Raw genomic sequence first — 24,843 nt, 5'->3', positions numbered from 1 at the left:
TCCGGCCTGCGACGTGACGATGGACACTGGGGCCATGCCTGCGTACCTGACTGCGTTCGGAGCCGCCGCACTGCTCCTCCTCTCCGGCACGGTGCCCGCCGCGGCGTCCGGAGACGGAGCCGACCGGAGCTTCACGATCGAGGACCCGCGGATCACCGAGTCCAGCGGCCTCGCCGCCAGCCGCACCCACCCCGGCATCTACTGGACGCACAACGACAGCGACGACGGGCCGTACGTCTACGCCGTCGACTCCCGCACCGGCAGGACCGTCGCGACGATCACCATGCAGGGGGTGGGCCGGCCCCGCGATGTGGAGGCCATCTCGCTCGGCCCCGACGGCAATCTGTACGTCGGTGACATCGGCGACAACCTGAACGGCAGCTGGGACCACGTGTGGATCTACCGCTTCCCGGAGCCGAAGGAGCTGCGGGACGCGACGGTCCGCGCCACCCAGTTCGACGTGAAGTACGCGGACGGGCCGCGCAACGCCGAGGCGCTGATGGTCCACCCCACGACCGGGCGCGTCTACATCGCGTCGAAGAACGAGGACGGCGGCGGGCTCTACGAGGGCCCCGCGAAGCTCACCACCGGCGCCACCAATGTCTTCCGGCGGGTGGGGGAGGTGCCGTGGGTGACGGATGGGGCGTTCTCGCCGGACGGCAAGGAACTGGTGCTGCGCTCGTACTTCAGCGCCCGTGGGTACGCCTTCGCGAACGGCAGGCTCGGCGCCGACCACGCGGTCCGGGCGCCGCTCCAGCGGCAGGCGGAGTCGGTGACGTACACGGCGGACGGCTCGGCGCTGATGTACGGCTCGGAGGGCGAGCGGAGCGACGTGGTCCGGGTGGACCTGGGCGGATCCGGCACAGCGGACGCGAAGTCGCCGTCCCGGAGCGGCGACTCGTCGACGCCCTCCGCCGGAGCGGACCGCGCGGACACCGGGGACACCGGGAACGGAAAGGGCACGACCCTGACCGGTGTCCTGGTGCTCGCCGGGATCGGGGCCCTGGTGTTCCTGGGGCGGCGGCGCGGCAGGGACTGAGCCGCCGTTGTCAGTGGGGGTTGCGAGGATGACGTCCGTCGGTGGGGGCACCGGCGTACACCACTCGCAAAGGGGATCCCGTGGGTACCTGGGACATCGGCCATTTCGACAACGACACCGCTGCGGACTTCTCGGGAGCTCTGGACGATGTTCCCGAGGCCGAGCGGGAAGCGCTGATCCGTGACGCCCTGAACCGCGCGGTCGCGACGACGGGCTACCTGGACAGCGACGACGGGGCGGTCGCGGTGGCGGCGGCTGCTCTGGTCGGCTCCCAGTGCCCGGGCGGCGAGGCCGTGACGACCGCTTACGGCCCCGACGAGCCGCTGCCCGCACTCCCTGCGGACCTGCGCCCGCTCGCGGTGAAGGCGCTCGATGCGGTGCTGGGTGCGGAGTCGGAGCTGCGTGAGCTGTGGGACGACGCGGGGGGCGAGGACTGGGCGCAGGGCGTCGGCAGGCTGCGGGAGGTGCTGGTGACGGCGGGCGGGTGATGTCCTGCGGATGGCGGTGATCAGGCCTTGGGGCGGCCTGCCCGGATTGGTGATGAACGGAAGGCGGACTGACAGCCGGGCCGGATGTCGCCAACACCTACGAATACGTCACCGCCTACCCCGCCAATAAATTTGACCTCTACGGGCGCCGGTGGTGCAACGCGTTCCTTACGGGATCGGGCAAGCAGTCGGCATGCCGTCAATACACCCATTATCGGGGCGGCGGCTCCCCTGCATGTAAATCGAAAAGTGTTGCAGGATTTGCACACAAGTGAATATCAGCAAAAGCGCATGCGGTAAATCGGCCGTAAAATCTGCCCCGCCTCGTCGCGGAGTTCAAAAAATTATTGCCCGGAGAATCGGGTAGAGCTCGGCGAAGTGCAATCAAGCCCTAGCCTGATAATTATCAGGCTAGGGCTTGATCGTTGTGTCGGTGGAGCGCATCTCGACTTCTGCCTAATCAGACGTCAGCTTCTGCTGAGAAGCCACGATCGTATCGAAGTCGCTTGCCGTCCCCTAGAACTGGGCGTAGGGGCTCGGCTATCTCGCGAAGAGCGACAGGGTCAGCCTAGTGAACTCAGGATCAGTCAGGCAGACGGCGGAGGCTGTGAGCGCCTGTCGCGAGTGCGGAATTTTCTAGAGACGAAGCATCCGCGTTTGAAATGTCGAGCCAGATGATGCGCTCGTTCTCGATTGAGCTGAAGACGAGCTTCCCGTCGACATATGCTTCGCAGTCGATGGTGCGGTGTCCAAGCAGGGTGAAGCGTCGTAGATCCGCCTGGGAGGCAAAGTCAAGGGGCGCTCCCATGAAATAGTCGCCCTTGCCCGAATGTCGCAACTGAATCTCCTGCCTCATCTCCAGGAAGACCTGATTGGACTCTGGGTTCTCGATCGGCTCGTCAGTGTAGAGATCGATCGTTCCTTCTGCGCCAATAGCACCCAAATGCTTGCCGACGACGGACAGGAAGATTTCCATGTCCTCATCCGTGGAAGTGGTGAACTTCATGATTCCTTCGTGTGTTGGCTTGGGTACGGGAGTCGGGCTGAACCCGGCCCCCGCGAGCGAAGAATCTAGCTGCGGGTGCTCCAGCGTCATATATTGCGCAGTCCGTCCCTACCTGCGTCCCAGGGACCGTAGTGCTTCTTGCTGCCTGCCCGGTTGTGGTGCCATCCATTGTGGCTGGCCGTGGCACGTGCGTAGGGTCGGGCCACGATGAAGAGCCGAATGACCGCTGCGCCCGAGTCCTTTGCCACCGCCCGGCTGGACGCCCTGCCACTGCGGGTCGCGTACGCGGACGAGATGGCGGCGGTGCTCGGCGACCCGGCCCTGCACACCTACACCGGAGGCGCTCCGGAGACCGCCGATGAGCTGAGGGCCCGCTACGAGCGCCAGACCGCCGGTTCGCCGGACCCCGGGGTGGGCTGGTGGAACTGGGTGCTGCGGGTACGGGACGAGGGCCGCCTGGTGGGTTACGTGCAGGCGACGGTGCACGCGCGGGATGCCGAGGCGGAGATCGCCTGGGTGGTCGGGGCGCCGTGGCAGGGGCGGGGGTACGCGAAGGAGGCCGCGGCGGGTCTGGTGGCCCACCTCTCGGGGCTGCCGGTGGTGGAGACAGTCGTCGCCCACATCCATCCGGACCATGCCGCCTCCGCGGCCGTGGCCGCCGCGGCGGGGCTGGTGCCCACGCACGAGTGGTGCGAGGGAGAACGGCGCTGGCGGTGGGGGAGCGGCAGGGACTGACCGCCGTTGTCGGTAGGTGGCAGGGCGGTGTGATCAGGCCTTGGGGCGGCCGGCCCGGATCAGTTCGGCGACGTCGAGTGTCGCTGGGGCGCCGATCGAGTCGGGCAGCGTGACGGTCTGCCCGGGGGCGTACACCTGGTGGCTGTCGTAGCTGCCGCCGACGGGCTCGGTCAGGACATGTACCCGGCCGTGTTTGCGGTCGACGATCACGTACACCGGGATCTTGGCCTCGACGTAGGCGGCGACCTTGTTGCGCAGGTCGTTGTTGTAGTCGCTGGACGTGACCTCTACGACGAGACGGAAGACGGCGGGGTCGTAGCAGTTGTTTTCCGCCAGATGCTCGTCGAGATCGGCGTCGACGATCGCCAGGTCGGGGATGACGTGGTCCTCTGGCCCGCTGGGCAGCCACATGCCGATGCCTTGGAGGACCTCCGTCTCCCCGTCGTCGAGACCGGCTGCCATGAAGGGGCGCATGATCCTGGTCAACACTCGGGCGTGCGGGGCAACTCGGAGTGGGGCCACGGTGATGACGCCGCCGATGATCTCGAAGCGGTACCTCGGATGGTGCTCCATGAGTCTGTTCGCCGTTGCGAGCAGCTCGCCGTCGCAGGGGTGACCGGACGCTGCTGCGGGCACTGCGGGCCTCCTGGGTGAGTGGTTCCGAGGCCATCGTCGTGGTCGATCCGGCGGGCCGGGCCGGGAAGGCGTCGCACCACTCCACCGAGTGAACGCGAAGGGCCCCGCCCACCTGGCGTACCAGGCGGGCGGGGCCCCTCGGGTGGATGCGTTCGCGCTACAGCTTCTCGATGACGTAGTCGATGCAGGCGGTCAGTGCCTGGACGTCCGCCGGGTCGATCGCCGGGAACATCGCCACGCGCAGCTGGTTGCGGCCGAGCTTGCGGTACGGCTCGGTGTCGACGATGCCGTTGGCGCGCAGCGCCTTGGCGATGGCCGCGGCGTCGATCTCGTCCGCGAAGTCGATCGTGCCGATGACCTGCGAGCGCTTCGCCGGGTCAGTGACGAACGGGGTCGCGTACTTGGACTCCTCCGCCCAGCCGTACAGGTTCTGCGCCGATGCGGCCGTGCGGCCGACCGAGAAGTCCAGACCGCCCTGGCTGTTCAGCCAGTTCAGCTGCTCGTTCAGGAGGAAGAGCGTGGCCAGGGCCGGGGTGTTGTACGTCTGGTTCTTCAGGGAGTTGTCGATCGCCGTCGGCAGGCTGAAGAACTCCGGGATGTGCCGGCCCGAGGCGTGGACGCGCGCGGCGCGCTCCAGGGCGGCCGGGGAGAAGACGCCGATCCAGAGGCCGCCGTCGGAGGCGAAGGACTTCTGCGGGGCGAAGTAGTAGACGTCCGACTCGGTGATGTCGACCGGCAGGCCGCCCGCACCGGAGGTGGCGTCGACCAGGACGAGGGAGCCCTCGTCGGCGCCCGCGACGCGCTTGATCGGGGCGGCGACACCGGTCGAGGTCTCGTTGTGGGTGAGTGCGTAGACGTCGACGCCCGCCTCGGCCTGCGGCTCCGGGTGGGTGCCCGGGTCGGAGGAGACCAGCGTCGGATCGGCCAGCCACGGGGCGAGCTTGGCGGCCTTCGCGAACTTCGACGAGAACTCGCCGAAGGTCAGGTGCTGGGACTTCGTCTCGATGAGTCCGTGCGTCGCGATGTCCCAGAAGGCGGTGGAGCCGCCGTTGCCCAGGATCACCTCGTAGCCCTCGGGGAGGGAGAAGAGGTCGCGCACGCCCTGACGCACCGCGCCGACCAGGTTCTTGACCGGGGCCTGGCGGTGGGACGTACCGAGAAGAGACGTACCGGTGGCGGCCAGCGCGTCGAGCGCCTCCGTCCGCACCTTGGAAGGACCGGCGCCGAAGCGTCCGTCGGCGGGCTTGATGTCAGCGGGGATCTGGATATCGGCCACGAACCGGAGCGTAGTCCCTCACGGACACGGTCGAGGACCATGTCCGTCGGATGAGACGCCCGCTCCGGCCCGTGGACCGCGTGCGCGAGGCCGGTCAGCCCAGGTCGACCGGGAGCTCGTACAGGTCGTTCTGGGTGACGATCGGCTTGTTCCGCAGCTCGGACGCCGGGACGGCGAGTTCCAGGTCCGGGAACCGCTCGTACAGCGCCGGAAGCGCCACACCGGCCTCCAGTCGGGAGAGCGCCGCGCCCGGGCAGACGTGCGGGCCGTGGCCGAACGCGATGTGGCGGTTGGGGGAGCGGGTGATGTCGAAGTCACCGGCCGTCGGCCCGTGCTGCGCCTCGTCGCGGCCGAGCGCGCCGAACGAGACGATCAGCGCCTCGCCCTTCGGCAGGATCTTGTCGCCCACCTCGATGTCCTCGGTGGCGAACCGGATCAGGACATGCGACGTGGGGGTGTTCCAGCGCAGGGTCTCCTCGATCACGTTCTCCCACGGCACCTCGCCGCTCAGCACCTTCTTGCGCTGCTCGGGGTGGGTCTGGAGGGCGGCGACCGCGTTCACGATCAGGCTGATCGTGGTCTCGTGACCGGCGGCGATGATCAGCTGAAGGGTGTTGACGATCTCCTCGTCGGAGAGCTGGTCGCCGTCCTCGGAGGCGGCGATCAGGGCGCTGGTGAGGTCGTCGCCCGGGTTCTGGCGCTTGGAGTCGACGATCTTCGTGAAGAGCGCGCCGAGGTCCGCCATCATCTGCGGGACCTCCTCCGGCGGCGTCTGCGTCGAGAAGAACTTCTCGAACAGCACCTTCAGCCGGGGGTGGTCCGCGCTGTCCACGCCCATCAGCTCGCTGATCACGTTCATCGGCAGCGGGTAGGCGAACTCCGCCTTCAGGTCGGCCGTCTCGCCCTTGGGCAGGGCGGCCAGCCGGTCCAGGCTCGCGGTGGTCAGCGCCTCGATGCCGGCCCGCAGCCGCTCCACCCGCTTCACCGTCAGCGCCTGGGCGACCAGGGTGCGCAGGCGGCGGTGGTCGGCGCCGTCGACGGTGAGCATGGAGCGGCCCGGGTTGGCGAGGCCGATCAGCGGCCAGTCCATCGGGATCTCGCCGCGCTGCCAGGCGTTCCAGACGTTGATGTCCTTCACGACCCGGCTGTCGGTGAGCAGCTGGCGCGCCTCGGCGTGGTGGGTGACCGCGTAGCAGGGCACCCCGCCGGGCAGTTCCACCTCGGCGAGCGGGCCCGCGGCCCGCAGCCGTGCGCTCTCGCCGTCGAGGTCGGCGACGAAGGGGTCGAGGGCGATCCGGGTCATCTCTGGCCTCCGGTGGCAGGTTCGGTTCCGAGTGCGGGGGTCGGGGTGAAGACCACCGGCAGGTCCGTGAGGCCCCGCAGCCACGGGGACGGGCGCCGGGTGAGCTGCTCGGCGGGTACGGCGAGGTCGATGTCGGGCAGCCGGTCCAGCAGCACCTCGATGCCGGTACGGGCGATGACCTCGGCGGTCTCCTGGGCCGGGAAGGGGCAGCGGTGCTCGCCGTGGCCGAAGGAGAGGAACGCGTTGTTGCCGCCGGTCAGCTGGGAACCGTCGGTGCGGACCTGCGGGTCGTAGTTGGCGGCGGCGATGCCCAGCAGCACCAGGTCGCCCGCCTGGATGCGGCGCCCGGCGAGGTGGGTGTCGCGGGAGGCCCAGCGGCCGGCGACGTTCTGGGTCGGGGTGTCCTCCCAGAGCACCTCGTTCATCGCCTCGGCGACGCTGTGCCGGCCGCCCGCGAGGGAGGCGGCGAACCGGTCGTCGGTGAGCATCAGCCGCAGCGAGTTGCCGATCCAGTCGGCGGTCGGCTGGTGGCCCGCGGCCATCATGACCATCAGGTCCTGGACGACCTCCTCGTCGGTGAAGCCGCCCGGGTCGGCGAGCATCCGCGAGGCGACGTCGTCGCCGGGCTCGGCGTGCTTGTCGACCAGCAGCTGGATCATGGACGAGGCGAGGTGCTGCTGTCCGGCCAGCGCCCGCTCCCGGCCGTCGATCATGTCGTTGATCGAGCCGACGAGTTCCGCGCCGAGGGTGTTGTCGAAGCCGTAGATCTTCGCCAGGACGAGGGCGGGGAGCAGCATCGCGTACTCGGCGATGATGTCGGTGGAGCCCGTGGAGCAGAACCGGTCGACGAGGCCGTCGGCGAACTCCTCCGAGTACCGCTTGAGGACGAACGGGTCGACGCCCTCCAGCGCGTTGCCGATCATGGCGGCGCGCTCGGTGTGCCGCGGGCCGACCGTGTAGAGGATCGACGGCTGCTTGCGGCCGATCATCGGCAGCAGCGGCCAGTCGTCGGGGATGTTGTCCCACTGGTTCCACAGGTCGGAGTCGCGGCTGAACAGCACCGGGTCGGCGGTGACCTGGTGCAGTTCGCGGTAGCCGAGCACCAGCCAGGCGGGGATGTCGCCGTCGAGGACGACGGGGGCCACGGCTCCGTGGTCGCGGCGCATCTCCCGGTACAGGCGGGTCGGTTCGGTCTGGAACCGGGGGCCGGAGAGCGGCGCGCGGTCATGGGACACGGGGCAGCCGGCGGGCGGTGCCGGGGGCTGGGTCACGGGGTGGGCTCCGGGGTCTTCTCCGGCGTGGTCTCCGGACGGGCGGCGGACGGGGCCGATGCCTTGCCCTGTGACAGGGCGTGCAGGTACTCGACCAGCGTGATCAGTACGTACTTGCTGGACGAGCGGTCCCGGGCGTCGCACTCCACCAGGGGCACGTGGTCCGAGAGGTCGAGCGCCTCCCGGATCTGCTGTTCGGTGTGGAGCGGGCCGCCGAAGTCGTTGCACGCCACGATGAACGGCGTGCCGTGGTGCTCCAGGCGGTCGATCGCGTACCAGGAGTCGGCGAGCCTGCGGGTGTCGACGAGGACGACCGCGCCGAGCGTCCCGGAGAACAGCCGGTCCCACAGGAACCAGAAGCGTTCCTGGCCGGGTGCGCCGAAGAGGTACAGCACCGAGCGTTCGTCGAGCGAGATCCGGCCGAAGTCGAAGGCGACGGTCGTGGAGGTCTTCGTCTGCACGCCGTCGAGGCGGTCGACGGCCTCGCTCGCACGGGTCATGGTCTCTTCCGTGTTCAGCGGACGGATCTCGCTGACGGAGCGGACCATGGTGGTCTTGCCGACCCCGAAGCCGCCGACGACGACGATCTTCAGTCCGTTGTCGGCCGTCGCCTGCAGGGCGACTCGGTCAGAGGTTGCGGAGTCCAACGAGCACCTGTTCCAGGATGTCGGGGTCGGGGAGCCGGTCCGCGACACGGGCGGTACGGGGGTGGCGGGCGCTGATCCGGCCGGTGTCCAGCAGATCGGACAGCATGATCCGGACGATGCCGACGGGCAGGCCGAGGCCCGCCGCGATCTCCACGACCGCGGTGGGCAGGGTGCACATCCGCAGGATCGTGGCGTGTTCCGACTGCATGCCGGGGGTCGGCTCGCACTCGGAGACGATCAGCGTCACCAGGTCGAACGCGTCCGAATCGGACCGGCTGCGTCCACCGGTGAGGGTGTACAGCCGGTCCGGATCGTCGTCCCGGCCGGGGCGGGGGCGCGTCATACGTTCGCCGGCACGTCGGCGGCCGAGGACGAGCGCGGCGGGGCGCTCAGGTGCTCACCCAGCTGCTCGACGAGCTCGCTCATGTTGTGGCCGACGAGGCCGACATCGGCGTTCTCGCCGGCGACGACGGCGAGATGGGCGCCGTCGCCCGCCTCGATGATGAACAGCACACCGCCGTAGAACTCGGCCATCGCGGACCGGACGCCGCCGGTGCCGTCACCGAACTCGACGGAGGCGCCGTGCGACAGGCTCTGGATACCGGCGGAGATGGCGGCCAGCTGGTCGGCCTGGTCGACGGAGAGCTCGGGGGTACGGCACAGCTTGAGGCCGTCCCGGGACAGGACGAGGGCGTGCCGGGCGCCGGGGGTGCGTTCCAGGAGCCCCTCCAGCAGCCAGTTGAGCTTCTCGTCGGTGGTCGCGGTCATGGGGTGTTGCCTTCTTCCGGGTGCGGGGAGTTGGCACGGACAGCCCGGCGGAAGCTGCTGAAGCGGGCTGCCTGTTCCTTGGGATCGGCGTTACGAGGCCGGGGAGTTGCGGGGGTGCCGCCGGTCTGGGCGCGGGCCTCGGCGGCGGCGAGGGTGCGTCCGCGGGGACGCTTGGGGAGTCCGCTCTCACCGAATCGGGGGAGATGGCCGGTGGTCTCGGACATCGGGGAGTCCGAGGAGGCGGAGGAAGCGGGGGAGTCCGGGGCGGCTTCCGGGGCGTGCCGGTCGTCCGGGACCGCCGTGTCGCGCGGGTGGCGTGCGTCCGTGGTGTCCGCCGCGGCCACCGCTTCGTGGGCGGGCTCCGGCTCGGAGGCGGTGCCGGTCGACGGCTCGGGGGCCGCGACCCGGGTGAGGAGTTCCTGCGGAAGCATCAGCAGGGCGCCGGTGCCGCCGCGTGCGGAGGGGCGGAACGACACGGTCAGACCGTGCTTGCGGGCCAGTCGGCCGACGACGGCGAGGCCGAGCCGGGTGCCGGAGATGCCGGTCAGGCCCTGGTCGGTGGCCGACACGGCGCGCTCGGCGCGGCGCAGCTGCACATCGCTCATGACCAGGCCGCTGTCCTCGACGGTCAGGACGATGCCGGCCGGCACCTCCTCGACGTACACATGGACCTCGGCCGTGGGCGGCGAGAAGTTGGCGGCGTTGTCGAGGAGTTCGGCCAGTGCGTGCATGACGCCCTCGGCGGCGTGCCCGGCGACCGCGATGTCGCTGGTGGAGTGGAGACGCACCCGCTGGTAGCCGCTGATCCGGCCCATCGCGCCGCGCAGGATCGACTCCATCACGATCGGCTTCGCCCAGCGCCGCCCGGAACGGGCGCCGGTCAGCACCGCGATGGAGTCGGCGAGCCGGCCCGCCTGGGCGGTGCGGTGGTCCAGGTGGAGCAGGTCGGCGAGCACGTCGTCGGAGGAGTGACGGTCCTCCATCTGGCGCAGGTCGGCGAGCATGCTGGTGGCCAGGGCCTGCATCCGCCCCGCGGCGTTGGCGCTGGCGGCGACCGCGGCGGAGCGTTCGGTCTCGCTGCGGGCCACGCGGGCGCGGAGCCGCTTGGCCTCGGCGGTGAGCTGTTCGGTGTCGGCGGCGGCCTGTGCGGTGATCCGGGCGGTCTCGGCCTCGGCCGTTGCCCTGATCCGGGCGGTCTCGGCCTCGGCCGTCGCCTTGATCCGGCCGGTCTCGGCGGTGAACCGCTGCCCGTCGGCCGCGGAGGTGGAGACGAGACGGCTGATCTCGCCGGTGAACCGCTGAGTCTCCGCGGAGAGGCGGGCGCGCAGCCGGTTCGAGGTGGCGCGGGCATGGACGGCGGTGGCCACGGCGGCGGACAGCAGCACGGCGGCGGAGCCCGCCCCCCAGGCCACCGTGGTGCGTATCGATTCCGAAGCGGAGACGACCGCCCACACGCACAGGGAACCGGTGACGGCCAGTGAGATCAGCAGGGCCAGTGCGGTCGGCCGGGATGAGGCGCTCAAGTGGAGTCCTTGGGACGGACGAGGCGGGCGGGACAGATCTGGGCGGGGCGGATGGGGCGGATGGGGCGGGGGGCTGCGCTCCGGGGACGGTACGCGCGAGGCGGGCCGGCACCCGGTCCGATCGGGACAGTTCGGTACGACGGGGGGTGAACGCGACAACTGGAGCTGACAATTCCCAGGCAAGTCGGGGTCACTATATGAGAATTGACGCTCAGTTTGGGAAGCGCCTATGGCGTTCCCTTACACACATGTGATTGCCCCGCGGGCGTATTTCGACGTATGGGCGTACTTCGGCGGACTCGCCGGGCATGCGTCCGCCGCACGGCCGGATCAGCGACATCCTGGGACCCATGGCCGCACATCAGACACCGACGGAACGCGTCGCATTCGCGCAGGACCTGAGCGCCGCGGTCCGCGGCGAGGTCGATTTCGGTCCCTCCGCACGGGCGTTGACGACGATGGACGCCTCCAACTACCGCCGCGTACCCCTGGGGGTGGTGGCCCCGCGCGACGCCGACGACGTGGCCGCCGCCCTCACCGTCTGCCGCGAGCACGCGGTGCCCGTGGTCCCGCGCGGCGGCGGCACCTCCATCGCCGGCCAGGCCACCGGCACCGGCGTCGTCCTCGACCTCACCCGCCACCTGCGGAAGATCGTCCGGCTGGACCCGGCGTCCCGTACCGCACTCGTCCAGCCCGGCGTGAACCTGGACGACCTGCGCACCGCAGCCGCCGCGCACGGACTCACCTTCGGGCCCGACCCCTCCACACACAGCCGCTGCACCCTGGGCGGCATGATCGGCAACAACGCCTGCGGCGCGCACTCCGTCGCCTGGGGCACCACCGCCGACAACGTGCACGCCCTGACCGTGGCCCGCTACGGCGGCGGCACCCTGCGCCTGGACCGGAAGACCCCCCTGCCGCCCGGGGAACTCCCGGGGCTGTCCGCACTCGTCGACGCGAACCTCGCGCTCCTGCGCACCGGATTCCCCGAACTCCCGCGCCGCATTTCCGGATACGCCCTGGACGCGCTCCTGCCCGAGCGCGGGACGGACCTCGCGCGCGCCTTCTGCGGCAGCGAGGGCACCCTCGGCGTGGTGACCGAGGCGACCGTACGCCTGGTCGAGGCACCGGCGGCCCGCGCGCTCGCCGTCCTGGGGTACGCCGACGAGTCCGCGGCCGCCGAAGCCGCCCCGGGCCTCCTCCCGTACCACCCCCTGACCGTGGAGGGCATGGCCGCCGACCTCGTACGGGAGCCGGCCGGGCTGCCGCGCGGCGGCGCCTGGCTCTTCGTCGAGACGGGCGGCGCCGATCCGGCCGAGGCGCGGGCCCACGCCGAGCGCATCCTGCGGGCGGCCGACGCGCTGGACGGCGCCGTCGTCACCGACCCGGCCGGACAGCGGGCCCTGTGGCGCATCCGCGAGAACGCCGCCGGCACCGCCACCCGGATGCCCGACGGTACGGAGGCCTGGCCCGGCTGGGAGGACTGCGCCGTGCCACCGGCCCGCCTCGGCCCCTACCTGCGCGACTTCCGCGCACTGCTCGCCGCCCACGGCCTGCGCGGCACCCCGTACGGGCACTTCGGCGACGGATGCGTCCATGTCCGGATCGACTTCGACCTGCTCCGCCCCGAGGGGGTGGCCCGCTTCCGCCGGTTCTCCGAGGAGCTCGCGGATCTGGTGGTCGCGCACGGCGGCTCCCTCAGCGGGGAGCACGGTGACGGCCAGGCCCGCGCCGAACTCCTCCCCCGTATGTACGGGGACGAACTGGTCGCGCTCTTCGCCCGGTTCAAGGACATCTGGGACCCGCACGGCGGCATGAACCCCGGCATCCTCGCCCGACCCGCCCGGCTCGACGAGAACCTCCGCTTCGAGGTGCTGCCGAAGCGCCCGGTCGACGTCGCCTTCGGATACCCGCACGACGGCGGCGACTTCTCCGCAGCGGTACGCCGGTGCGTGGGTGTCGCCGCATGCCGTACGGCGAAGCCGGCGGGCGCCCAGGTGATGTGCCCGTCGTTCCGGGCGACCGGCGAGGAGGCCCACTCCACCCGCGGCCGGGCCCGGCTGCTGCACGAGATGCTCGCGGGCGAGGTGATCACCGACGGCTGGCGATCGCCCGAGGTGCGTGACGCGCTCGACCTCTGCCTGTCCTGCAAGGGCTGCCGCAGCGACTGCCCGGTGGGCGTCGACATGGCCACCTACAAGGCGGAGTTCCTGCACCACCACTACCGGGGCCGGCTGCGCCCGGCGGCCCACTACACCATGGGGCGGCTGCCGGGCTGGCTGCGTGCGGCGGCCCCGTTCGCACCCGTACTGAACGCCCTCGCTCGGGTAGGCCCGTTGGCCTCCCTGGTCAAACGGCTGGCGGGTATCGCCCCGGAGCGGGCGCTCCCGGTCCTGGCGCGCGAGCCGTTCACCCGGTGGACCCACAGGGGCCGGAAGGGGCGGGCGCGCGGCGTGCGGGGGGCCCGTCCGGGCGGGGTGCCGGAGGTCGCGACGGTGACCCTCTGGCCGGACACCTTCACCACGTACTTCTCGCCGGAGGCCGGACAGGCCGCGGTCCGGGTCCTGGCCGCGGCGGGCCGTACCGCCGTGTATCCCGGCCGGGGCGTGTGCTGCGGCCTCACCTACGTGTCCACCGGCCAGCTCGGCAAGGCCCGCCGGGTCATGCGCCGGACGCTGAAGCGGATGGGCGCCCGCCTCGGCGATCCCCTCGTCGTCCTTGAACCGAGCTGCGCCGCCACGCTCCGCACCGACCTGCCCGAACTCCTCCCCGATGACCCCCGCGCGGCCGAACTCGCCGCGTCGGTCCGGACCTTGGCGCAGTACCTGGAGGAGTACGCCCCCGACTGGAAGCCACCCCGCCTGGACCGCCCCGTCACCGGCCAGACCCACTGCCACCAGCACGCCGTCCTGGGCGACGAGGCCGACCGGCGACTACGCGAACGAGCCGGGCTGACCGGAGAGTTGAGCGGAGGCTGCTGCGGACTGGCCGGGAACTTCGGCTTCGAACGCGGCCACTGGGCCGTGTCGGCGGCCTGCGCGGAGGAGACCCTGCTGCCGTCCGTACGCTCCGCCGAACCCGGCACGGAGATCCTGGCGGACGGCTTCTCCTGCCGGACCCAACTGGAACAGCTGGGCGGCGTACGGGCCCGGCACCTGGCGGAGGTACTGGCGGAGGGCCTGCCGCCGGAACCGGGCACTTCCTGTGGCTGAGGTGCGGGGCGCCCGGAACCCGAGCTTCGAGCTACAGGGAGAGGGCGTTCACTCTTTCGTGGGTACCAGGAGGGGGTCGGACTCGGGGCTTGAGCTTCGGGTTTCGAGGGCCGGGATTCGGGGGCCGGGATTCGAGCGGTGTTGTACAACCGGTCGGTAAATGAAGGGGGTTGGAGAAACCTCCCCGCCCTCCCCAACCCGTCACGGTCAGCAAGTATGACTAATAGTGATCGACTTGTGGCGGGGAGTCGCGGCTGTCTACCGTGCCGAACGTAACGACCCCGACGCGGTGTTCTCCGCACCGGCCGGGGTCTGACCCCAAGATCGACCCAATGAGAAAGCGATCCCGTGGCTGTTTCAAACCTTAGCTTCGCCCCGTGCGCGCCCGCATCCCCGCGCTCCCACCCGATGGCCAATCCCGGATACGGCAAGCGCGCCGTTCCGGACCAACATCCGCCCAGTCAGGCTGATTTCGCGATGCTCCCGGAGCGCGAACGGCACATCGCGGGCTACATCGACGTGCTGTCCGAGGGTGCGGCGGTGGACATCAAATCGCTGGCCGGCAGCCTGCCCCTGTACGGGCAGATGGCCGTCGGCAGCGCCTTGCGGGCCCTGGGTGTGGCCGGTCATCTGCGGCGTGTCCGGTGCCTGAGCGGCGAGGACGGCCAGGTCCGCTGGGTCACCCGCACCTTCTGGTCCCGGACCGCCCGTGACAACGAGTGGTGGAACACCTTCCTCGCCGCCGAGGAGCGCCGCTTCGGGACGCAGGAGGCCGCAGGGCCCGCTGCATCCGTATCCGTACCCGCGCCTGTGCACGTACCGGCGCAGTCGCCCGCCGCAACAGTGCCGCAGCAGCGCACCGCAGAGCCGCAGCCACAGCCCCAGTCGCAGCAGGGAACCAACGCGGCAGTGGACCGGCCCTCGCCCGCTTTCCTCGCCCTGGCCCGTCTCGGCCGTACCGACGCCCGCCTGGCTCTCTCGGCAGCGGACTGTGCGGCACTGGAGCAGGCGGCTGCCGAGTGGTTCGCGCGCGGTGTGGACGCCGACTACCTGACGCGCGTGCTCACCGCCGGGCTTCCCGCGTCCGTCGACTCGCCCTTCGGTTTCGTCCGCCGCCGCCTCCGCGACAAGCTCCCGCCCCTCCTGCCTGCCGCAGCCCCGGCCGTACCGGGAACTCCCGTACGCCGCTTGATGGTCGAGTGCACCGAGTGCGGTGTCCCGGGAAGGCCCGAGGTGTTCCGCGACGGCCTGTGCAGGCCATGCCGCGAACCCGGGCAGGACTGACCGGTACACCTGGCTCAAAGAATCACGAACCGCCCATTGAGGCGCCTGCCTGACGGCCTGTGCCGGGGTTTGCGCGCTGCCCCGGCCACGGTTCTTCCGTCCTCGGCGCACCCGCACCTGACGGGCGCCGGGTTCCCCCGGTCCGGGCGTTCACCCCGGCATCCGGCTCGACCGGACGCTCACCGCGGGCGGGCCCCGTCCAGGGCCTGGTCCACGAGCCCCTGGACGAGCGCGTCGTCCAAGGGTCCGCCGCTGAGCAGCACCCGCACGAACAGCGGGCTGCTGACCGCCTCGATCAGCAGCCCGGGATCGGTGCCGGCGGCCAGCTCTCCCCGCTCGACACCTCGCTGGACCATCACCTTGGCGCGGTCGAGACGCTCGCTCCAGTAGGGGCCGCGCCGGTCCTCGAGGGTGTCGTCGTGCTCGACGCTCAGCCGCAGCAGCGCCCGGCCCTGCGCGGTGCCCAGCATCCGGGCCAGCGCGGCGAAGAACTCCAGCAGGTCGTCCCGGACCTGCCCGGTGTCCGGCACCGGCAGCGCCGCGTCCAGTTCCGTGGTCAGCGCGTCCAGGATCAGGTTCTCGCGCGTGCCCCACCGCCGGTAGACGGAGGTCTCGTGCACCCCGGCCGCGCGGGCAACGGCGCCGACCGTCGCACCCGCCAGTCCCTGGCTCGACAGCAGGTCCACCGCGGCGGCCAGCACGGCCCGCCGCATCCGCTCCCCACGGCGGCGCAGGGGCGGGGCGACGGGTTCCGGTGAGCTCATGGGAACAGCGTAAAGCAAGTCCCCATGCGTTGCGGGTACAGTTAACGCAAGTCGAACTGCGATGGACCACTGGGGGCCGTCCGGGTTCGCCGCACCGAGGAGGTCATGTCATGGCGCAGATGCTCGCCGCCCGCCTGCACGTCCCGAGTCGCACCCTGCGGCTCGAAGAGGTGCCCCGCCCGCAGCCCGGCCCTGGGGAGGTGCTGGTTCGGGTCGAGGCGGCCGGTGTCTGCCTGTCCGACGTGCACCTCATCGACGGCACCCTCACCCCGCTCCTCCTCCGGGGGGACACGGTCACCCTCGGCCACGAGGTCTCCGGCACCGTCGCCGAGACCGGGGCGGGCGTCACCGCCTGGTCGCCCGGGCAGCGGGTCGTACTGCACGCCGGCGAGACACGGGACGGCGTCACCTACACCCGCGGCGTCGACTACGACGGCGGCTGGGCCGAGTACGCCCTCTGCGCCGCCGACGCGATGACGCCGCTGCCCGACTCCATCCCCTTCGAGCAGGGCGCGATCATCCCGGACGCCGTGTCCACTCCGTGGGGCGCGATCACCGAGACCGGGGCGGTCCGGCCCGCCGAGGCGGTCGGCGTGTGGGGCGTCGGCGGGCTCGGCATCCACGCCGTGCAGCTGCTCCGGGCGATCGGTGCCTGTCCGGTCGTGGCCGTCGACCCCAACCCCGTCGCCCGCGAACGCGCCCTGGCCGCGGGCGCCGACCTCGCCCTGGACTCCGCCGACCCCGAGCTGAACCTGACGGTCCGTGCGGCGACCGGCGGCGTGGGCCTCGACGCCGCCTTCGACTTCGCGGGCGTGCCGCCCGTGCGGGAGCAGGCGGTCTCCGTCCTCGCGCCCAAGGGGCGGCTGGTCCTGGTCGGCCTGACCGACAAGCCGCTCACCGTCACGGACGGGACCCGATTCAGCTACTTCCAGCAGCGCATCCTCGGCCACTACGGTTCCGACATGCCGGTGGCCCTGCCCCAGCTTCTTCGGCTGATCCAGGGCGGACGGCTGGACTTCTCCGGTTCCGTCAGCGGGGTGCTGCCGCTCGCCGAGGTCGCCGCGGCGGTCGCCCGGCTGGAGAAGAAGGAGGGCGACCCGATACGGCTGGTCCTGCGCCCGTGAGGTGGGGGAGAGCTGAGTGGGCGGTTCGTGACGTTCAGGACCACTCGCGCAGGGGGACTGTCGCAGGAACGCAGCGCATCACAGGCCAGCGGATGAGCCTTGTCGTCGGGAGAGGGCTATCCTGCGTCGCTCTCGGTCGATCTCGGTGACGACCACCGTGATCTTGTCGCCGACCTGGACGACATCTGATGGAGTCTCCACCGGTGTCCAGGCGAGCTCTGGCAGGTGAACCAGCCCCTCGATTCCGTCGGCGACCTGGACGAAGACGCCGATTGGGGTCAGCGCGGTGACCTGGCCAGGCAGTTTCTGCCCCACCGCGATGGTGTCGGCGAATAGCTGAAAGGGGTCCGGCTGTGTGGCTTTCAAGGACAGTCTGGCCTCCAGGTTCCACGTGTCGAACTGGAGGAACTCGCATGAGACGCGCTGTCCAACCTGCACGACGTCGGAGGCTTCCTCGAAACGTCGCCAGGACAGTTCAGGGAAGGAGATGAACCCGACGCCGGGGAAGACCGGATGGGCGGGTCCGTCGTCCAGCGCAACGAACACACCGAACCGTTCGATTGCTGTGACCGTGCCGGAAAGGAAATCGCCGTAGTGCAGTGACTCCAGGAATGCCCAGAGTTCTGGGTTCTCAGACTGTCCACCCATCATGCTCCCAGCCTTTCACGAGAGCTGCGCACTGGGTAGGGAGTGTGCTCACGCTGCGGTCTTGAAGGGACGTCCGCCCCTGACATGCAGCCGCCCGGAGGAACCTCTTCAACCGCATGCTCGGCCAGCTCTACCACTGCCTTCAACAACGCAAGCTGTTCGACGAGCACACCGCCTTTCCCGTCGAACTCGCCGCGGCAGCGTGACGTGTTGAGCGCCTGAGGTGCCTATGCGGTCAGAGCACCAGGGGCGACTTCGTATGTCCGGATCCGGACCTGCGGCGGGGAAATTCGACCGGAGTCACACCCGTAGGCGAAATTTCGAGCAATCGAGGCCAGTGAAAGCGTCATAGTGAGCACACTGGTCGTCCACCACGACGGAGGGCTGGAACCATGGCACTTGAGTTCCTTGGCAGCAGCAACACCTCGCAGGGCGGCGGTTGCCCTTCCTTCTACCGTGACACCGAAACGGGCGACATCGTCGTTCAAGGAAACAAGCTCACGGACCCCGACAAGATTGCTCAGCTCCTGAAGGTGAAACCGGGCGAGGAGTTCGTCGTCGTACCGGCTGTCCTGTTCGAGTATCACGCCGCGAAGGTGACCGGTGCCTGATGCCTGACCTGGTCAGCGGTGAGGCGTTCCTCCGGCTCTTCAGGAACTTTGCGTACTCCGCGTTCCGCCTGGAAGTCCGTACCTCTTATGGCATCCCGGACGAGGACGAACCGTACCGGCGCTTCCTCGCAGGAGAGGAACCGGGGCTGGACTGGTTTGCCCCGTGGCTCGACCTGATGCGCACGGAGACCGGGAAGGGCAAGGCAGTTGAGCGGGTCAGGGTGATCGATGCCCCGCCGTCCGACTACCTGCGTTTCGAGCTGTGGGGGACACCCCACAACCTCGCGGCCGGTGAGGACATTCGCTACCTCGACCGGGACCTGGCCGAGGCCGCTGGACTGCCGGATGACGACTTCTGGCTGTTCGACGCCCAGGTCGTGGCCCGGCTCCGGTTCGGCGAGCACGACCGGTTCCTGGGTGTCGTGCTTTCGGACGACCCCGAGGACGTCCTGCGTCACGTGCAGTGGCGCGAGGCGGCATGGCACCATGCGATCGCCTTCGAGACGTACCGCAAGGAGCATGAGCTGCCCCTGTGAGCGACTACCAGATGTCCAGGATTGCACTCGGCGCGCGACTTCGTGAGCTGCGCGTCGAGGGCGGGCTGACCGGCAAGTCGTTGGCGGCCCGGCTCGGGTGGCCGGCATCGAAGGTCAGCAAGATCGAGACGGGCAAGCAGAGCCCGACCGACAGCGACGTGCGCGCCTGGGCGGACGCGCTCCACGTGCCCGAGACGATGGGCGAACTGACGGGGCGGCTGCGGTCGCTCGAAACCCACTACGCATCGTGGCGCCGCCAGTTGGCAGCCGGAGTCCGGGCGCGTCAGGAAGCGTGGCAGCTGACGGAAGACGCGTCCGGCACGGTGTGGAATTTCGAGTCCGCCGTGATTCCCGGCCTGCTGCAAACTGCCGAGTACGCGCGCCACATGTCCCTTCGCACGACCACACTCCACCGCACGGTGCAGGACATCGACGCCGGTGTGAACGCGCGCATGCAACGGCAACAGGCTCTCTACGCGCCGGGCCGGACGTTCCACTTCATGATCTGGGAACCGGCCTTGCACATGATTCTGTGCCCGCGGGATGTCATGGCCGAACAGCTGGACCGGCTCGCCGGGGTCTTCGGAATGCCGACCGTGCACCTGGCCGTCGTCCCCCTCGGTGCGGCGCTGACCGTCGTACCCACCCACGGATTCTGGATCTTCGACGAGCAACTCGTCATGGTCGAGACGATCGGTGCGGAACTGCGCCTCACGGACGCTGCCGAGACCGGCTTGTACCGGACGGTATGGCGTGAGCTTCACGAGGTGGCCGTGACCGGGCGGGAGGCACACCGGCTCATAGCCCGTGCGCGGGCGTCCCTCGCCTCGATGTGAGCAACAGCGAGAACGCGCGGGGGCGCCTCGGAAAACCGGGGAAATCCGAGCGCAGCACTGCAACATCTGCTTCTACGGTGCTGGTCATGGCCTTGCGGACACAGAATCCGGGCACGGACCGGCCTGCTCCTCGGAGCTTCCCCCGGTCGTGTCGCTGTCGGACGCCCAACAGCGCGGCGTGTGCTGCGTGTTCTGCGGCATTGCGTTGTCCGCCGGAAACGTCGTCGACCTCGGCCCCCGGGAGATCGACGTGTTCGGATCCACCGTTCACTGGTTCCCCCGGTCCTGCCGGAAGGACATGCCGACGTGATCCGTTTGACGAAAGCCGTCCGCTCGCGCGGCGACGAGGCGTACCGCACACTCCTCGACCACACCTGCGCGTGCGCCGCCTGCCGGTGGACGCCGTGTCCGGTCGCGATACGCCTTGCCCGCGTGTGGCGAGAAGTCCGTCGGTGATGCGTGATTGCTGCCAACGTCCCATCGTGATGCGGGAGTCCAAGGCGTACGACATGCCTGGAGTGACCGGGCCCGGCATCACGATCCGTCCGCGAGTTCCGGCACACGGCATGGCGGCGGGAGAGCCGCTGCGGGTACGTCGCTCACCCCTGTGCAGGCCGAACAGTTGCGGCTGCCTGACGGCGATGTGCGCCGACGGGTACTGCCCAGCGCGACGTGTTGGAGGCCGCTCGCTTCAATGTCGGCTCATGCGTGAGCCGTAGATGTGAAGCGATAGGGGTCAGACCTTCTCAGCGGTCACCCGTGGGTGGTCGGTGGTGAGCAGGGTGATGTCCTCGACATCGGAGGTCAGGACCGTGACCCGGCCCGGCTGGGCGAGGGCGGTGGCGCAGAGCATGGCGTCGATGGCGTACTTGTGACCGTGCAGGCGGGCCGCGCGCAGCAGGGCGGCGGCGGACTGGGCGATGGGCTGGGTGACGGGCTCGACGCGTAGTCGGGAAAGGGTCCATCTGAGCGCGGCGTCGTTGATCCGGGGGTGGATCACCTCGACGAGGACTGCGGCGGAGGTGATCACCGGAAGGTCGGCGTCGCGGGCGGCGGTGAGCCACTCGTGGACCTCGCGGTCGCGCTGGACGGCTTTGGCCAGGCCATCGCTGTCCAGGATCAGGGCGCCGCTCACGCGGCCGCCCCGGCATCGGACGCGGGGCCGCCGGTGAGCTTGGCCCGCTTGGCGGCCACGGCCCTCGGGTCGGCCGGCCCGTGAGCCTTGTCGAAGTCGGCGATCAGCTCGTCGAGGTTGTCGCGTTCGATCTGCCGCTGGGCGGCTTTCTCCAGGTACGCGGACACGCCTCGCTTGCCGACCCGCTCACGGATCGCCTGCAGAGTGCCGGCGGACAGGGAGACGGAAATGCCACTGCTGGGGCCGTCGCCGGGAAGGAAGTCGGTGTCGTTGTCAGCCACGACACGATTATGGCATTTCGAATGCCATACAGCGAGATCCTTGTCCAAGGAGGGTCAGGGGTTCGTCTCCGATGTGCGTCAGAGGTCGTACGCAGTGCCCATAGCGCACGCAATGCACATGGAGCTTGCGTCCGTATTACGCCTCATGTGCCGCTGACCTGCGGATTTCTTTGTTCAGTCGCGAGTGCCGCCGCCAGTTCGGCGCGCCTCCCAACAGGGGCGCGGCCCGTCTGCGGACCACCACGCGCACCCCCGCTGGCGTCCTGCCCTGAGCCGGACCGGCCCGCGGGAAGAGACCGCGTATGAGGAGACCGCGCTGAGGAGACCGTGTATGAGAAGACCGCAGGGTGACCGTGTCACCGACGCGGCCGAACTCGACGAGCTCGACAACCTCACCGCCGAAGAGGGGGCTGTCGTCGTCCCGCGCGGGCTGCTCGCGAACTTCGGCCCCAAGGAGCCCGTGGACGTGCCCCAGTTCATCACTTTCGATGGCCGACGGTCAGGTATCACTGCTGCGGGTTCGATGATCTGGTACGTGCCGTACACGGTGGTGTGTGGGGAGGCTCTCGCCCCTCGTCCGGACTGGGCGGCGACGTGGCGGGTCGGTGGCAGCGAAGTTGTCTGCCCCGAGGAGCTCACAGTGGACGGCGGGGGTGGTGCTGACACGCAGGTGTACCCCTGACCGTGCCGTACACGGGCACTCCTTGGCCGAGCGTGGCTGGTGGCTGGTTATGCCGGGCGGAGCAAGGGGCGGCGGCCAGGACGGCAGAGGGGTGTCGTTCCCGACGGGTAAGGGGAGCCGTCATCGTCGAGACGGTGACACACCGCGTTCGAGCTAAGGTTCCCGGCTTCTTACCGGGGCCGTGCCACTCTGCGCCCGTTGTGCTCACGGTCGTGCCGTCAGGTGACCGGGTGGCGCTGCCGCGCCCTGGCTCCCATCCGGCAGTGTCTGCTGCCGGCTGCCCCATCCCGCATGAGAGGAAGATCGTGACCCGGCACCTGGCCTCCGCGCCGATTCATATCAACGATGTGCGCGTGTTCAACAGCAGCGACGACGTCGACTCCGCGCTGACCGAGTCGACGTCGGTACTCATCCAGGACCGCAAGATTGCCTCAGTCGGCGGGAGGACCGAACCCGAGCCCGAGACGGTCGTCATCGACGGCGGCGGGCGCGTGTCCGAGGCGTCGGCCGGGTGGCTGTGCGACCCGGCCGGCACCACGAGATTGCGTGCTCTCCCGGGAGACGGGGGTCGCGTCAGTCTTCGGTGACGGTGCGGCGGCGGATCGGCCGGCCGGGGTGTGCCTGCGGGATCCGTTCACCGTTCTCGATGATGGGGGTCCCGTTCACGAGTACGTGGTGGAAGCCGGTGGAGCACTGCGCGGGGTCCGTGTATGTCGCGTTGTCCTTCACGGTGGCGAGATCGAACACCACGATGTCGGCATCCGCACCGACCCGGATCCGGCCTTTCTGCTTCATCTGCGGCACCGAGCCCTCAAGGATTTGTGCCGGGACGAGGGTCATCCTGCCGATCGCATCGACCAGTGACAGCTTTCCGGGCTTGGCCGACTTATCCCCCTTGTTCGTCTTGTCCACCCAGCCGGTGAGGAAGCGGGAGAAGCATCCGGCCGAACGCGGGTGGGCGAAGGCGCCGTACGGCAGCGGCCAGACATTGCCCTCGACGAGCTTGCCGTCCGTCCCCACCCACGGCATCGCGTCGGAGGCGATCGCGGCCCCGGGATACAGCACGGAGCGGTTGAGCATATCGGCGTCCTCGGACTTTTCGTCCGGGCGCAGGAAATGCATCACGATGACGGCGCCGGGCTCTTCCTTCTGCAGCCGGTCGATCTCGTCCTGATCCAGCGGAATGCCGTCGCGCTCCATCGCCGAGGCGTCGTCCACACCCCAGCGCTCCAGCCATTCGCCGCGGAATACCTCCGCGCCCACCGTGCTCGAACACGCGCCGTAGGGGTAACTCTCGACGGTGATCGGTACACCGCGTTCCTGTGCGTCGGTGATGAGCTGCGCACAGGCTTCGATGTCCCGGCCCGCGACGCTGTTGAGGTGGCAGATGTGCATCTGCGTGCCGGTCGCAGCGGCGAGGGAGATGAGCTCGCCGAGCGCTTCGAAGCCGCTCTCCTCCTCCTTGACGGAGAGATAGCGGATGTGTGTGAAGGTCGGAACCCCGTGCTTGGCGGCGAGTTTCGCGAGCGCGTAGTACTCCTTGCGGCCGTACCCCGGTGCGTAGCCGGCGTTGATGCCGATGCCCAGACCGCCCTCCTCCAGCCCCTCCTCGACGCGGGCGATGATGTTCTTCACCTCGTCGTCGTCGGCCAGGCTGTTTTGCCACTCCTCGTGCGAGAACGCGTCCTGGAACCAGGCCAGATCACCTGTGGGCTCCTCGTCCAGCTTCTCCGCGATACGGGCATACGTCCACGCGGCGGAGGCGCCGTAGTTGATCGGGCGGCCCTCTTTGGCCACCTTGTCGTAGAAGGTCTTGATCGGCAGCAGGCCCGACTCCAGTTCGAGTGCGGTGGTCACGCCGTCGAATGCCTGCATCCACGCGGCGGGCAGCTGCTGACCGTGCGCGTGGAGGTCGATGAACCCGGGAGCGACGACCAGGCCGACGGCGTCGATCACCTTCGCGCCCTCCAGCGGCTCGCCCGAGATCGCCGCGATCCGGCCCCCCGTGATCCCCACGTTGAGGGTCTTGTCGAGGCGCTTCTCAGGGTCCACCACGCGCCCGCCGGTGAGTACGACATCGTACGGGCCGGGCTCGTTCGGCAGCTCTGGGTGCTCGATCTGGATTTCTTGCTGACTGTCGGTCATGGATATTTCCCTTCGGTCGCCCGTGTCATCGCGATTCATATTGCTGAAATTCCATCCAGCAGGAACCCGATTTCTGCAGTATGGGCCGGAGGGGCGGCAACAAGTGGACCGGGAAGGCTCATCCCAAGCACTCTCACCACGATGGCGGACCGTTTTGTTTGACGCTTCACATGATTCGTCGAACATTCTTTTTAGCGGTCACGGCAGGCCAATTCCGAACGGCTGCGGGCCTCGCTCGGGCTGGTCAAACGGGTCATCCGGGTGCTCGCGAGATCGAGCGACTTCTGGCTCGACGACTGCTGGATCGTGGACTCCACCCCCGTGCCTTGCGGCATGTCCCGGCCCACGGTGAAGCGCTCGGACCTGGCCGGACGGGCGGGCTACGGATACTGCGCCAGCCACTCGCGGTTCTACTGGGGGCTGAAGCTGTACCTGGTGTGCACTCCGGCGGGGATGCCGATCCTGTGGGCGCCGGCCGACCCGAAGATCGGAGAGCGGGAGGTGTTGGCTGCGATGCTCGAAGTCGATGCAGGTGTGGCGGCCGAGCACGACGGTGTCCTCCTGATCTGCGACAAGGGGTTCGCGGGCCGGGACTTCGAGACGCTTCCGGGCGAGTGCGGCATCACGATGCTGCGGCCGTCCCGCAAGGATGAGAAGGCCCGCTACGGCGAGCTGATGCTCAAGAAGGTCCGCCAGCTCATCGAGTCGGTCAACGACACCCTCAAGGGCCAGTTCGACCTGGAAGACCACGGCGGCCGTTCCTTCGAAGGGGTCGCCGTCCGCGTCGCCCAGCGCGTTCTCGCGATGGCCGCCGCGATCTGGCACAACAACGCAACCAACGCGCCGATCATCCGATCACTGATCGCCTACGACCATTGACCGGAGACCGGACT

26 protein-coding genes and 1 pseudogene are annotated in these 24,843 nt (G+C 69.6%); 13 read left to right on the top strand and 14 right to left on the bottom strand.

Annotated elements, in window-relative coordinates:
* The first annotated feature begins 34 nt into the window (after positions 1–34).
* Both AB0L71_RS05185 and AB0L71_RS05180 read left to right on the top strand, forming a co-directional pair.
* The gene (locus AB0L71_RS05185; RefSeq protein ID WP_365238022.1) at positions 35–1,039 is read left to right on the top strand and encodes a WD40 repeat domain-containing protein; all 1,005 of its coding nucleotides are present in this window, start codon (positions 35–37) and stop codon (positions 1,037–1,039) included.
* A gap of 80 nt (positions 1,040–1,119) precedes the next feature.
* Positions 1,120–1,527, top strand: a complete 408-nt coding sequence (locus AB0L71_RS05180; protein ID WP_365238019.1) for a DUF4259 domain-containing protein — start codon at positions 1,120–1,122, stop codon at positions 1,525–1,527.
* 583 nt (positions 1,528–2,110) lie between these two features.
* Here the strand turns inward: AB0L71_RS05180 and AB0L71_RS05175 are convergent.
* Complete coding sequence (locus AB0L71_RS05175; RefSeq protein ID WP_365238016.1) at positions 2,111–2,533, bottom strand: hypothetical protein; 423 nt, start codon at positions 2,531–2,533, stop codon at positions 2,111–2,113.
* 219 nt (positions 2,534–2,752) lie between these two features.
* Here AB0L71_RS05175 and AB0L71_RS05170 point away from each other — a divergent pair, with 219 nt between their 5' ends.
* Positions 2,753–3,268 (top strand): GNAT family N-acetyltransferase, encoded by a 516-nt coding sequence (locus tag AB0L71_RS05170; RefSeq protein WP_365238013.1) that lies wholly within the window; start codon positions 2,753–2,755, stop codon positions 3,266–3,268.
* Positions 3,269–3,301: 33 nt separating this feature from the next.
* Here the strand turns inward: AB0L71_RS05170 and AB0L71_RS05165 are convergent, their stop codons facing one another.
* The 8 genes from AB0L71_RS05165 to AB0L71_RS05130 all read right to left on the bottom strand — a co-directional run bounded on the left by AB0L71_RS05165 (position 3,302) and on the right by AB0L71_RS05130 (position 10,692).
* A complete protein-coding gene (locus AB0L71_RS05165; RefSeq protein ID WP_365238010.1) occupies positions 3,302–3,904 on the bottom strand; it encodes a Uma2 family endonuclease in 603 nt (200 codons plus the stop codon).
* A gap of 157 nt (positions 3,905–4,061) precedes the next feature.
* Positions 4,062–5,180: a phosphoserine transaminase gene (serC, locus tag AB0L71_RS05160; protein ID WP_365238007.1), complete on the bottom strand. Its 1,119-nt coding sequence runs from the start codon at positions 5,178–5,180 to the stop codon at positions 4,062–4,064.
* 94 nt (positions 5,181–5,274) lie between these two features.
* The gene (locus AB0L71_RS05155; RefSeq protein ID WP_365238005.1) at positions 5,275–6,483 is read right to left on the bottom strand and encodes a cytochrome P450; all 1,209 of its coding nucleotides are present in this window, start codon (positions 6,481–6,483) and stop codon (positions 5,275–5,277) included.
* A complete protein-coding gene (locus AB0L71_RS05150; protein ID WP_365238002.1) occupies positions 6,480–7,754 on the bottom strand; it encodes a cytochrome P450 in 1,275 nt (424 codons plus the stop codon). Before AB0L71_RS05150 ends, AB0L71_RS05155 begins: the two co-directional genes overlap by 4 nt.
* Positions 7,751–8,401, bottom strand: coding sequence for an ATP/GTP-binding protein (locus AB0L71_RS05145; RefSeq protein WP_365237999.1), 651 nt, complete (start codon positions 8,399–8,401; stop codon positions 7,751–7,753). The genes AB0L71_RS05150 and AB0L71_RS05145 overlap by 4 nt, the downstream gene beginning before the upstream one ends.
* Positions 8,382–8,744, bottom strand: a complete 363-nt coding sequence (locus tag AB0L71_RS05140; RefSeq protein WP_365237997.1) for a DUF742 domain-containing protein — start codon at positions 8,742–8,744, stop codon at positions 8,382–8,384. The genes AB0L71_RS05145 and AB0L71_RS05140 overlap by 20 nt, the downstream gene beginning before the upstream one ends.
* Positions 8,741–9,169 (bottom strand): roadblock/LC7 domain-containing protein, encoded by a 429-nt coding sequence (locus AB0L71_RS05135; protein ID WP_365237995.1) that lies wholly within the window; start codon positions 9,167–9,169, stop codon positions 8,741–8,743. Before AB0L71_RS05135 ends, AB0L71_RS05140 begins: the two co-directional genes overlap by 4 nt.
* A complete protein-coding gene (locus AB0L71_RS05130; RefSeq protein ID WP_365237993.1) occupies positions 9,166–10,692 on the bottom strand; it encodes an ATP-binding protein in 1,527 nt (508 codons plus the stop codon). Before AB0L71_RS05130 ends, AB0L71_RS05135 begins: the two co-directional genes overlap by 4 nt.
* A 350-nt stretch (positions 10,693–11,042) precedes the next feature.
* On the opposite strand from AB0L71_RS05130, the gene AB0L71_RS05125 reads away from it, so the two are divergent.
* Positions 11,043–13,904, top strand: a complete 2,862-nt coding sequence (locus AB0L71_RS05125; RefSeq protein WP_365237990.1) for an FAD-binding and (Fe-S)-binding domain-containing protein — start codon at positions 11,043–11,045, stop codon at positions 13,902–13,904.
* A 408-nt stretch (positions 13,905–14,312) separates the two neighbouring features.
* Complete coding sequence (locus tag AB0L71_RS05120; RefSeq protein ID WP_365237987.1) at positions 14,313–15,188, top strand: MarR family transcriptional regulator; 876 nt, start codon at positions 14,313–14,315, stop codon at positions 15,186–15,188.
* Positions 15,189–15,367: 179 nt separating this feature from the next.
* Here AB0L71_RS05120 and AB0L71_RS05115 read toward each other — a convergent pair whose 3' ends face one another.
* Positions 15,368–15,952, bottom strand: a complete 585-nt coding sequence (locus AB0L71_RS05115) for a TetR/AcrR family transcriptional regulator (protein ID WP_365237984.1) — start codon at positions 15,950–15,952, stop codon at positions 15,368–15,370.
* Between the two features lie 110 nt (positions 15,953–16,062).
* Here AB0L71_RS05115 and AB0L71_RS05110 point away from each other — a divergent pair, with 110 nt between their 5' ends.
* Positions 16,063–17,076, top strand: a complete 1,014-nt coding sequence (locus AB0L71_RS05110) for a zinc-binding dehydrogenase (RefSeq protein WP_365237981.1) — start codon at positions 16,063–16,065, stop codon at positions 17,074–17,076.
* A gap of 78 nt (positions 17,077–17,154) precedes the next feature.
* On the opposite strand, the gene AB0L71_RS05105 is transcribed toward AB0L71_RS05110, so the two are convergent.
* Complete coding sequence (locus AB0L71_RS05105; RefSeq protein WP_365237979.1) at positions 17,155–17,727, bottom strand: S1 RNA-binding domain-containing protein; 573 nt, start codon at positions 17,725–17,727, stop codon at positions 17,155–17,157.
* A 389-nt stretch (positions 17,728–18,116) separates the two neighbouring features.
* Here AB0L71_RS05105 and AB0L71_RS05100 point away from each other — a divergent pair, with 389 nt between their 5' ends.
* From AB0L71_RS05100 to AB0L71_RS05090, 3 genes are read left to right on the top strand one after another with little or no spacing between them, the layout of a single operon-like run.
* A complete protein-coding gene (locus tag AB0L71_RS05100; RefSeq protein ID WP_365237976.1) occupies positions 18,117–18,335 on the top strand; it encodes a hypothetical protein in 219 nt (72 codons plus the stop codon).
* Positions 18,335–18,871: a DUF6879 family protein gene (locus AB0L71_RS05095; RefSeq protein ID WP_365237973.1), complete on the top strand. Its 537-nt coding sequence runs from the start codon at positions 18,335–18,337 to the stop codon at positions 18,869–18,871. The genes AB0L71_RS05100 and AB0L71_RS05095 overlap by 1 nt, the downstream gene beginning before the upstream one ends.
* Positions 18,868–19,707 (top strand): helix-turn-helix transcriptional regulator, encoded by an 840-nt coding sequence (locus AB0L71_RS05090; protein ID WP_365237971.1) that lies wholly within the window; start codon positions 18,868–18,870, stop codon positions 19,705–19,707. Before AB0L71_RS05095 ends, AB0L71_RS05090 begins: the two co-directional genes overlap by 4 nt.
* Positions 19,708–20,443: 736 nt before the next feature.
* On the opposite strand, the gene AB0L71_RS05085 is transcribed toward AB0L71_RS05090, so the two are convergent.
* Both AB0L71_RS05085 and AB0L71_RS05080 read right to left on the bottom strand, forming a co-directional pair.
* Positions 20,444–20,842 carry a PIN domain-containing protein gene (locus AB0L71_RS05085; protein WP_365237967.1) on the bottom strand — a complete coding sequence of 133 codons (399 nt, stop codon included), beginning with the start codon at positions 20,840–20,842 and terminating at the stop codon, positions 20,444–20,446.
* Positions 20,839–21,123: a hypothetical protein gene (locus AB0L71_RS05080; RefSeq protein ID WP_365237964.1), complete on the bottom strand. Its 285-nt coding sequence runs from the start codon at positions 21,121–21,123 to the stop codon at positions 20,839–20,841. The genes AB0L71_RS05085 and AB0L71_RS05080 overlap by 4 nt, the downstream gene beginning before the upstream one ends.
* A gap of 167 nt (positions 21,124–21,290) precedes the next feature.
* Between AB0L71_RS05080 and AB0L71_RS05075 the strand changes: the two are divergent.
* From AB0L71_RS05075 to AB0L71_RS05065, 3 genes and pseudogenes are all read left to right on the top strand, one after another.
* Positions 21,291–21,395: pseudogene (locus tag AB0L71_RS05075) on the top strand (AraC family transcriptional regulator); the annotation flags it as partial.
* Positions 21,396–21,454: 59 nt separating this feature from the next.
* The gene (locus AB0L71_RS05070; protein WP_365237961.1) at positions 21,455–21,805 is read left to right on the top strand and encodes a hypothetical protein; all 351 of its coding nucleotides are present in this window, start codon (positions 21,455–21,457) and stop codon (positions 21,803–21,805) included.
* Between the two features lie 353 nt (positions 21,806–22,158).
* Complete coding sequence (locus tag AB0L71_RS05065; RefSeq protein WP_365237958.1) at positions 22,159–22,392, top strand: hypothetical protein; 234 nt, start codon at positions 22,159–22,161, stop codon at positions 22,390–22,392.
* On the opposite strand, the gene AB0L71_RS05060 is transcribed toward AB0L71_RS05065, so the two are convergent.
* A complete protein-coding gene (locus AB0L71_RS05060; RefSeq protein ID WP_365237955.1) occupies positions 22,379–23,950 on the bottom strand; it encodes an amidohydrolase family protein in 1,572 nt (523 codons plus the stop codon). The two genes, AB0L71_RS05065 and AB0L71_RS05060, sit on opposite strands and share 14 nt — an antisense overlap.
* A gap of 261 nt (positions 23,951–24,211) precedes the next feature.
* Between AB0L71_RS05060 and AB0L71_RS05055 the strand changes: the two genes are divergently transcribed.
* Positions 24,212–24,829: a transposase gene (locus AB0L71_RS05055; protein ID WP_365237952.1), complete on the top strand. Its 618-nt coding sequence runs from the start codon at positions 24,212–24,214 to the stop codon at positions 24,827–24,829.
* Positions 24,830–24,843 lie beyond the last annotated feature (14 nt).

It is taken from the genome of Streptomyces sp. NPDC052052 (genome assembly GCF_040680455.1).
In the GTDB taxonomy this organism is placed as follows: Bacteria; Actinomycetota; Actinomycetes; order Streptomycetales; family Streptomycetaceae; genus Streptomyces.
Note: the sequence above shows the minus strand (reverse complement) of the source record. Positions and strands in the feature narration are given on the sequence as shown.

Excerpts from the sequence above, each read along its gene's own strand:
- AB0L71_RS05060 (WP_365237955.1), bottom strand. The coding sequence starts at position 23,950 with ATGACCGACAGTCAGCAAGAAATCCAGATCGAGCACCCAGAGCTGCCG.
- AB0L71_RS05120 (WP_365237987.1), top strand. The coding sequence starts at position 14,313 with ATGGCCAATCCCGGATACGGCAAGCGCGCCGTTCCGGACCAACATCCG.
- AB0L71_RS05185 (WP_365238022.1), top strand. The coding sequence starts at position 35 with ATGCCTGCGTACCTGACTGCGTTCGGAGCCGCCGCACTGCTCCTCCTC.
- AB0L71_RS05115 (WP_365237984.1), bottom strand. The coding sequence starts at position 15,952 with ATGAGCTCACCGGAACCCGTCGCCCCGCCCCTGCGCCGCCGTGGGGAG.
- AB0L71_RS05095 (WP_365237973.1), top strand. The coding sequence starts at position 18,335 with ATGCCTGACCTGGTCAGCGGTGAGGCGTTCCTCCGGCTCTTCAGGAAC.
- AB0L71_RS05170 (WP_365238013.1), top strand. The coding sequence starts at position 2,753 with ATGACCGCTGCGCCCGAGTCCTTTGCCACCGCCCGGCTGGACGCCCTG.
- AB0L71_RS05100 (WP_365237976.1), top strand. The coding sequence starts at position 18,117 with ATGGCACTTGAGTTCCTTGGCAGCAGCAACACCTCGCAGGGCGGCGGT.
- AB0L71_RS05070 (WP_365237961.1), top strand. The coding sequence starts at position 21,455 with ATGAGAAGACCGCAGGGTGACCGTGTCACCGACGCGGCCGAACTCGAC.
- AB0L71_RS05140 (WP_365237997.1), bottom strand. The coding sequence starts at position 8,744 with ATGACGCGCCCCCGCCCCGGCCGGGACGACGATCCGGACCGGCTGTAC.
- AB0L71_RS05135 (WP_365237995.1), bottom strand. The coding sequence starts at position 9,169 with ATGACCGCGACCACCGACGAGAAGCTCAACTGGCTGCTGGAGGGGCTC.
- AB0L71_RS05110 (WP_365237981.1), top strand. The coding sequence starts at position 16,063 with ATGGCGCAGATGCTCGCCGCCCGCCTGCACGTCCCGAGTCGCACCCTG.
- AB0L71_RS05125 (WP_365237990.1), top strand. The coding sequence starts at position 11,043 with ATGGCCGCACATCAGACACCGACGGAACGCGTCGCATTCGCGCAGGAC.
- AB0L71_RS05105 (WP_365237979.1), bottom strand. The coding sequence starts at position 17,727 with ATGATGGGTGGACAGTCTGAGAACCCAGAACTCTGGGCATTCCTGGAG.
- AB0L71_RS05155 (WP_365238005.1), bottom strand. The coding sequence starts at position 6,483 with ATGACCCGGATCGCCCTCGACCCCTTCGTCGCCGACCTCGACGGCGAG.
- AB0L71_RS05175 (WP_365238016.1), bottom strand. The coding sequence starts at position 2,533 with ATGAAGTTCACCACTTCCACGGATGAGGACATGGAAATCTTCCTGTCC.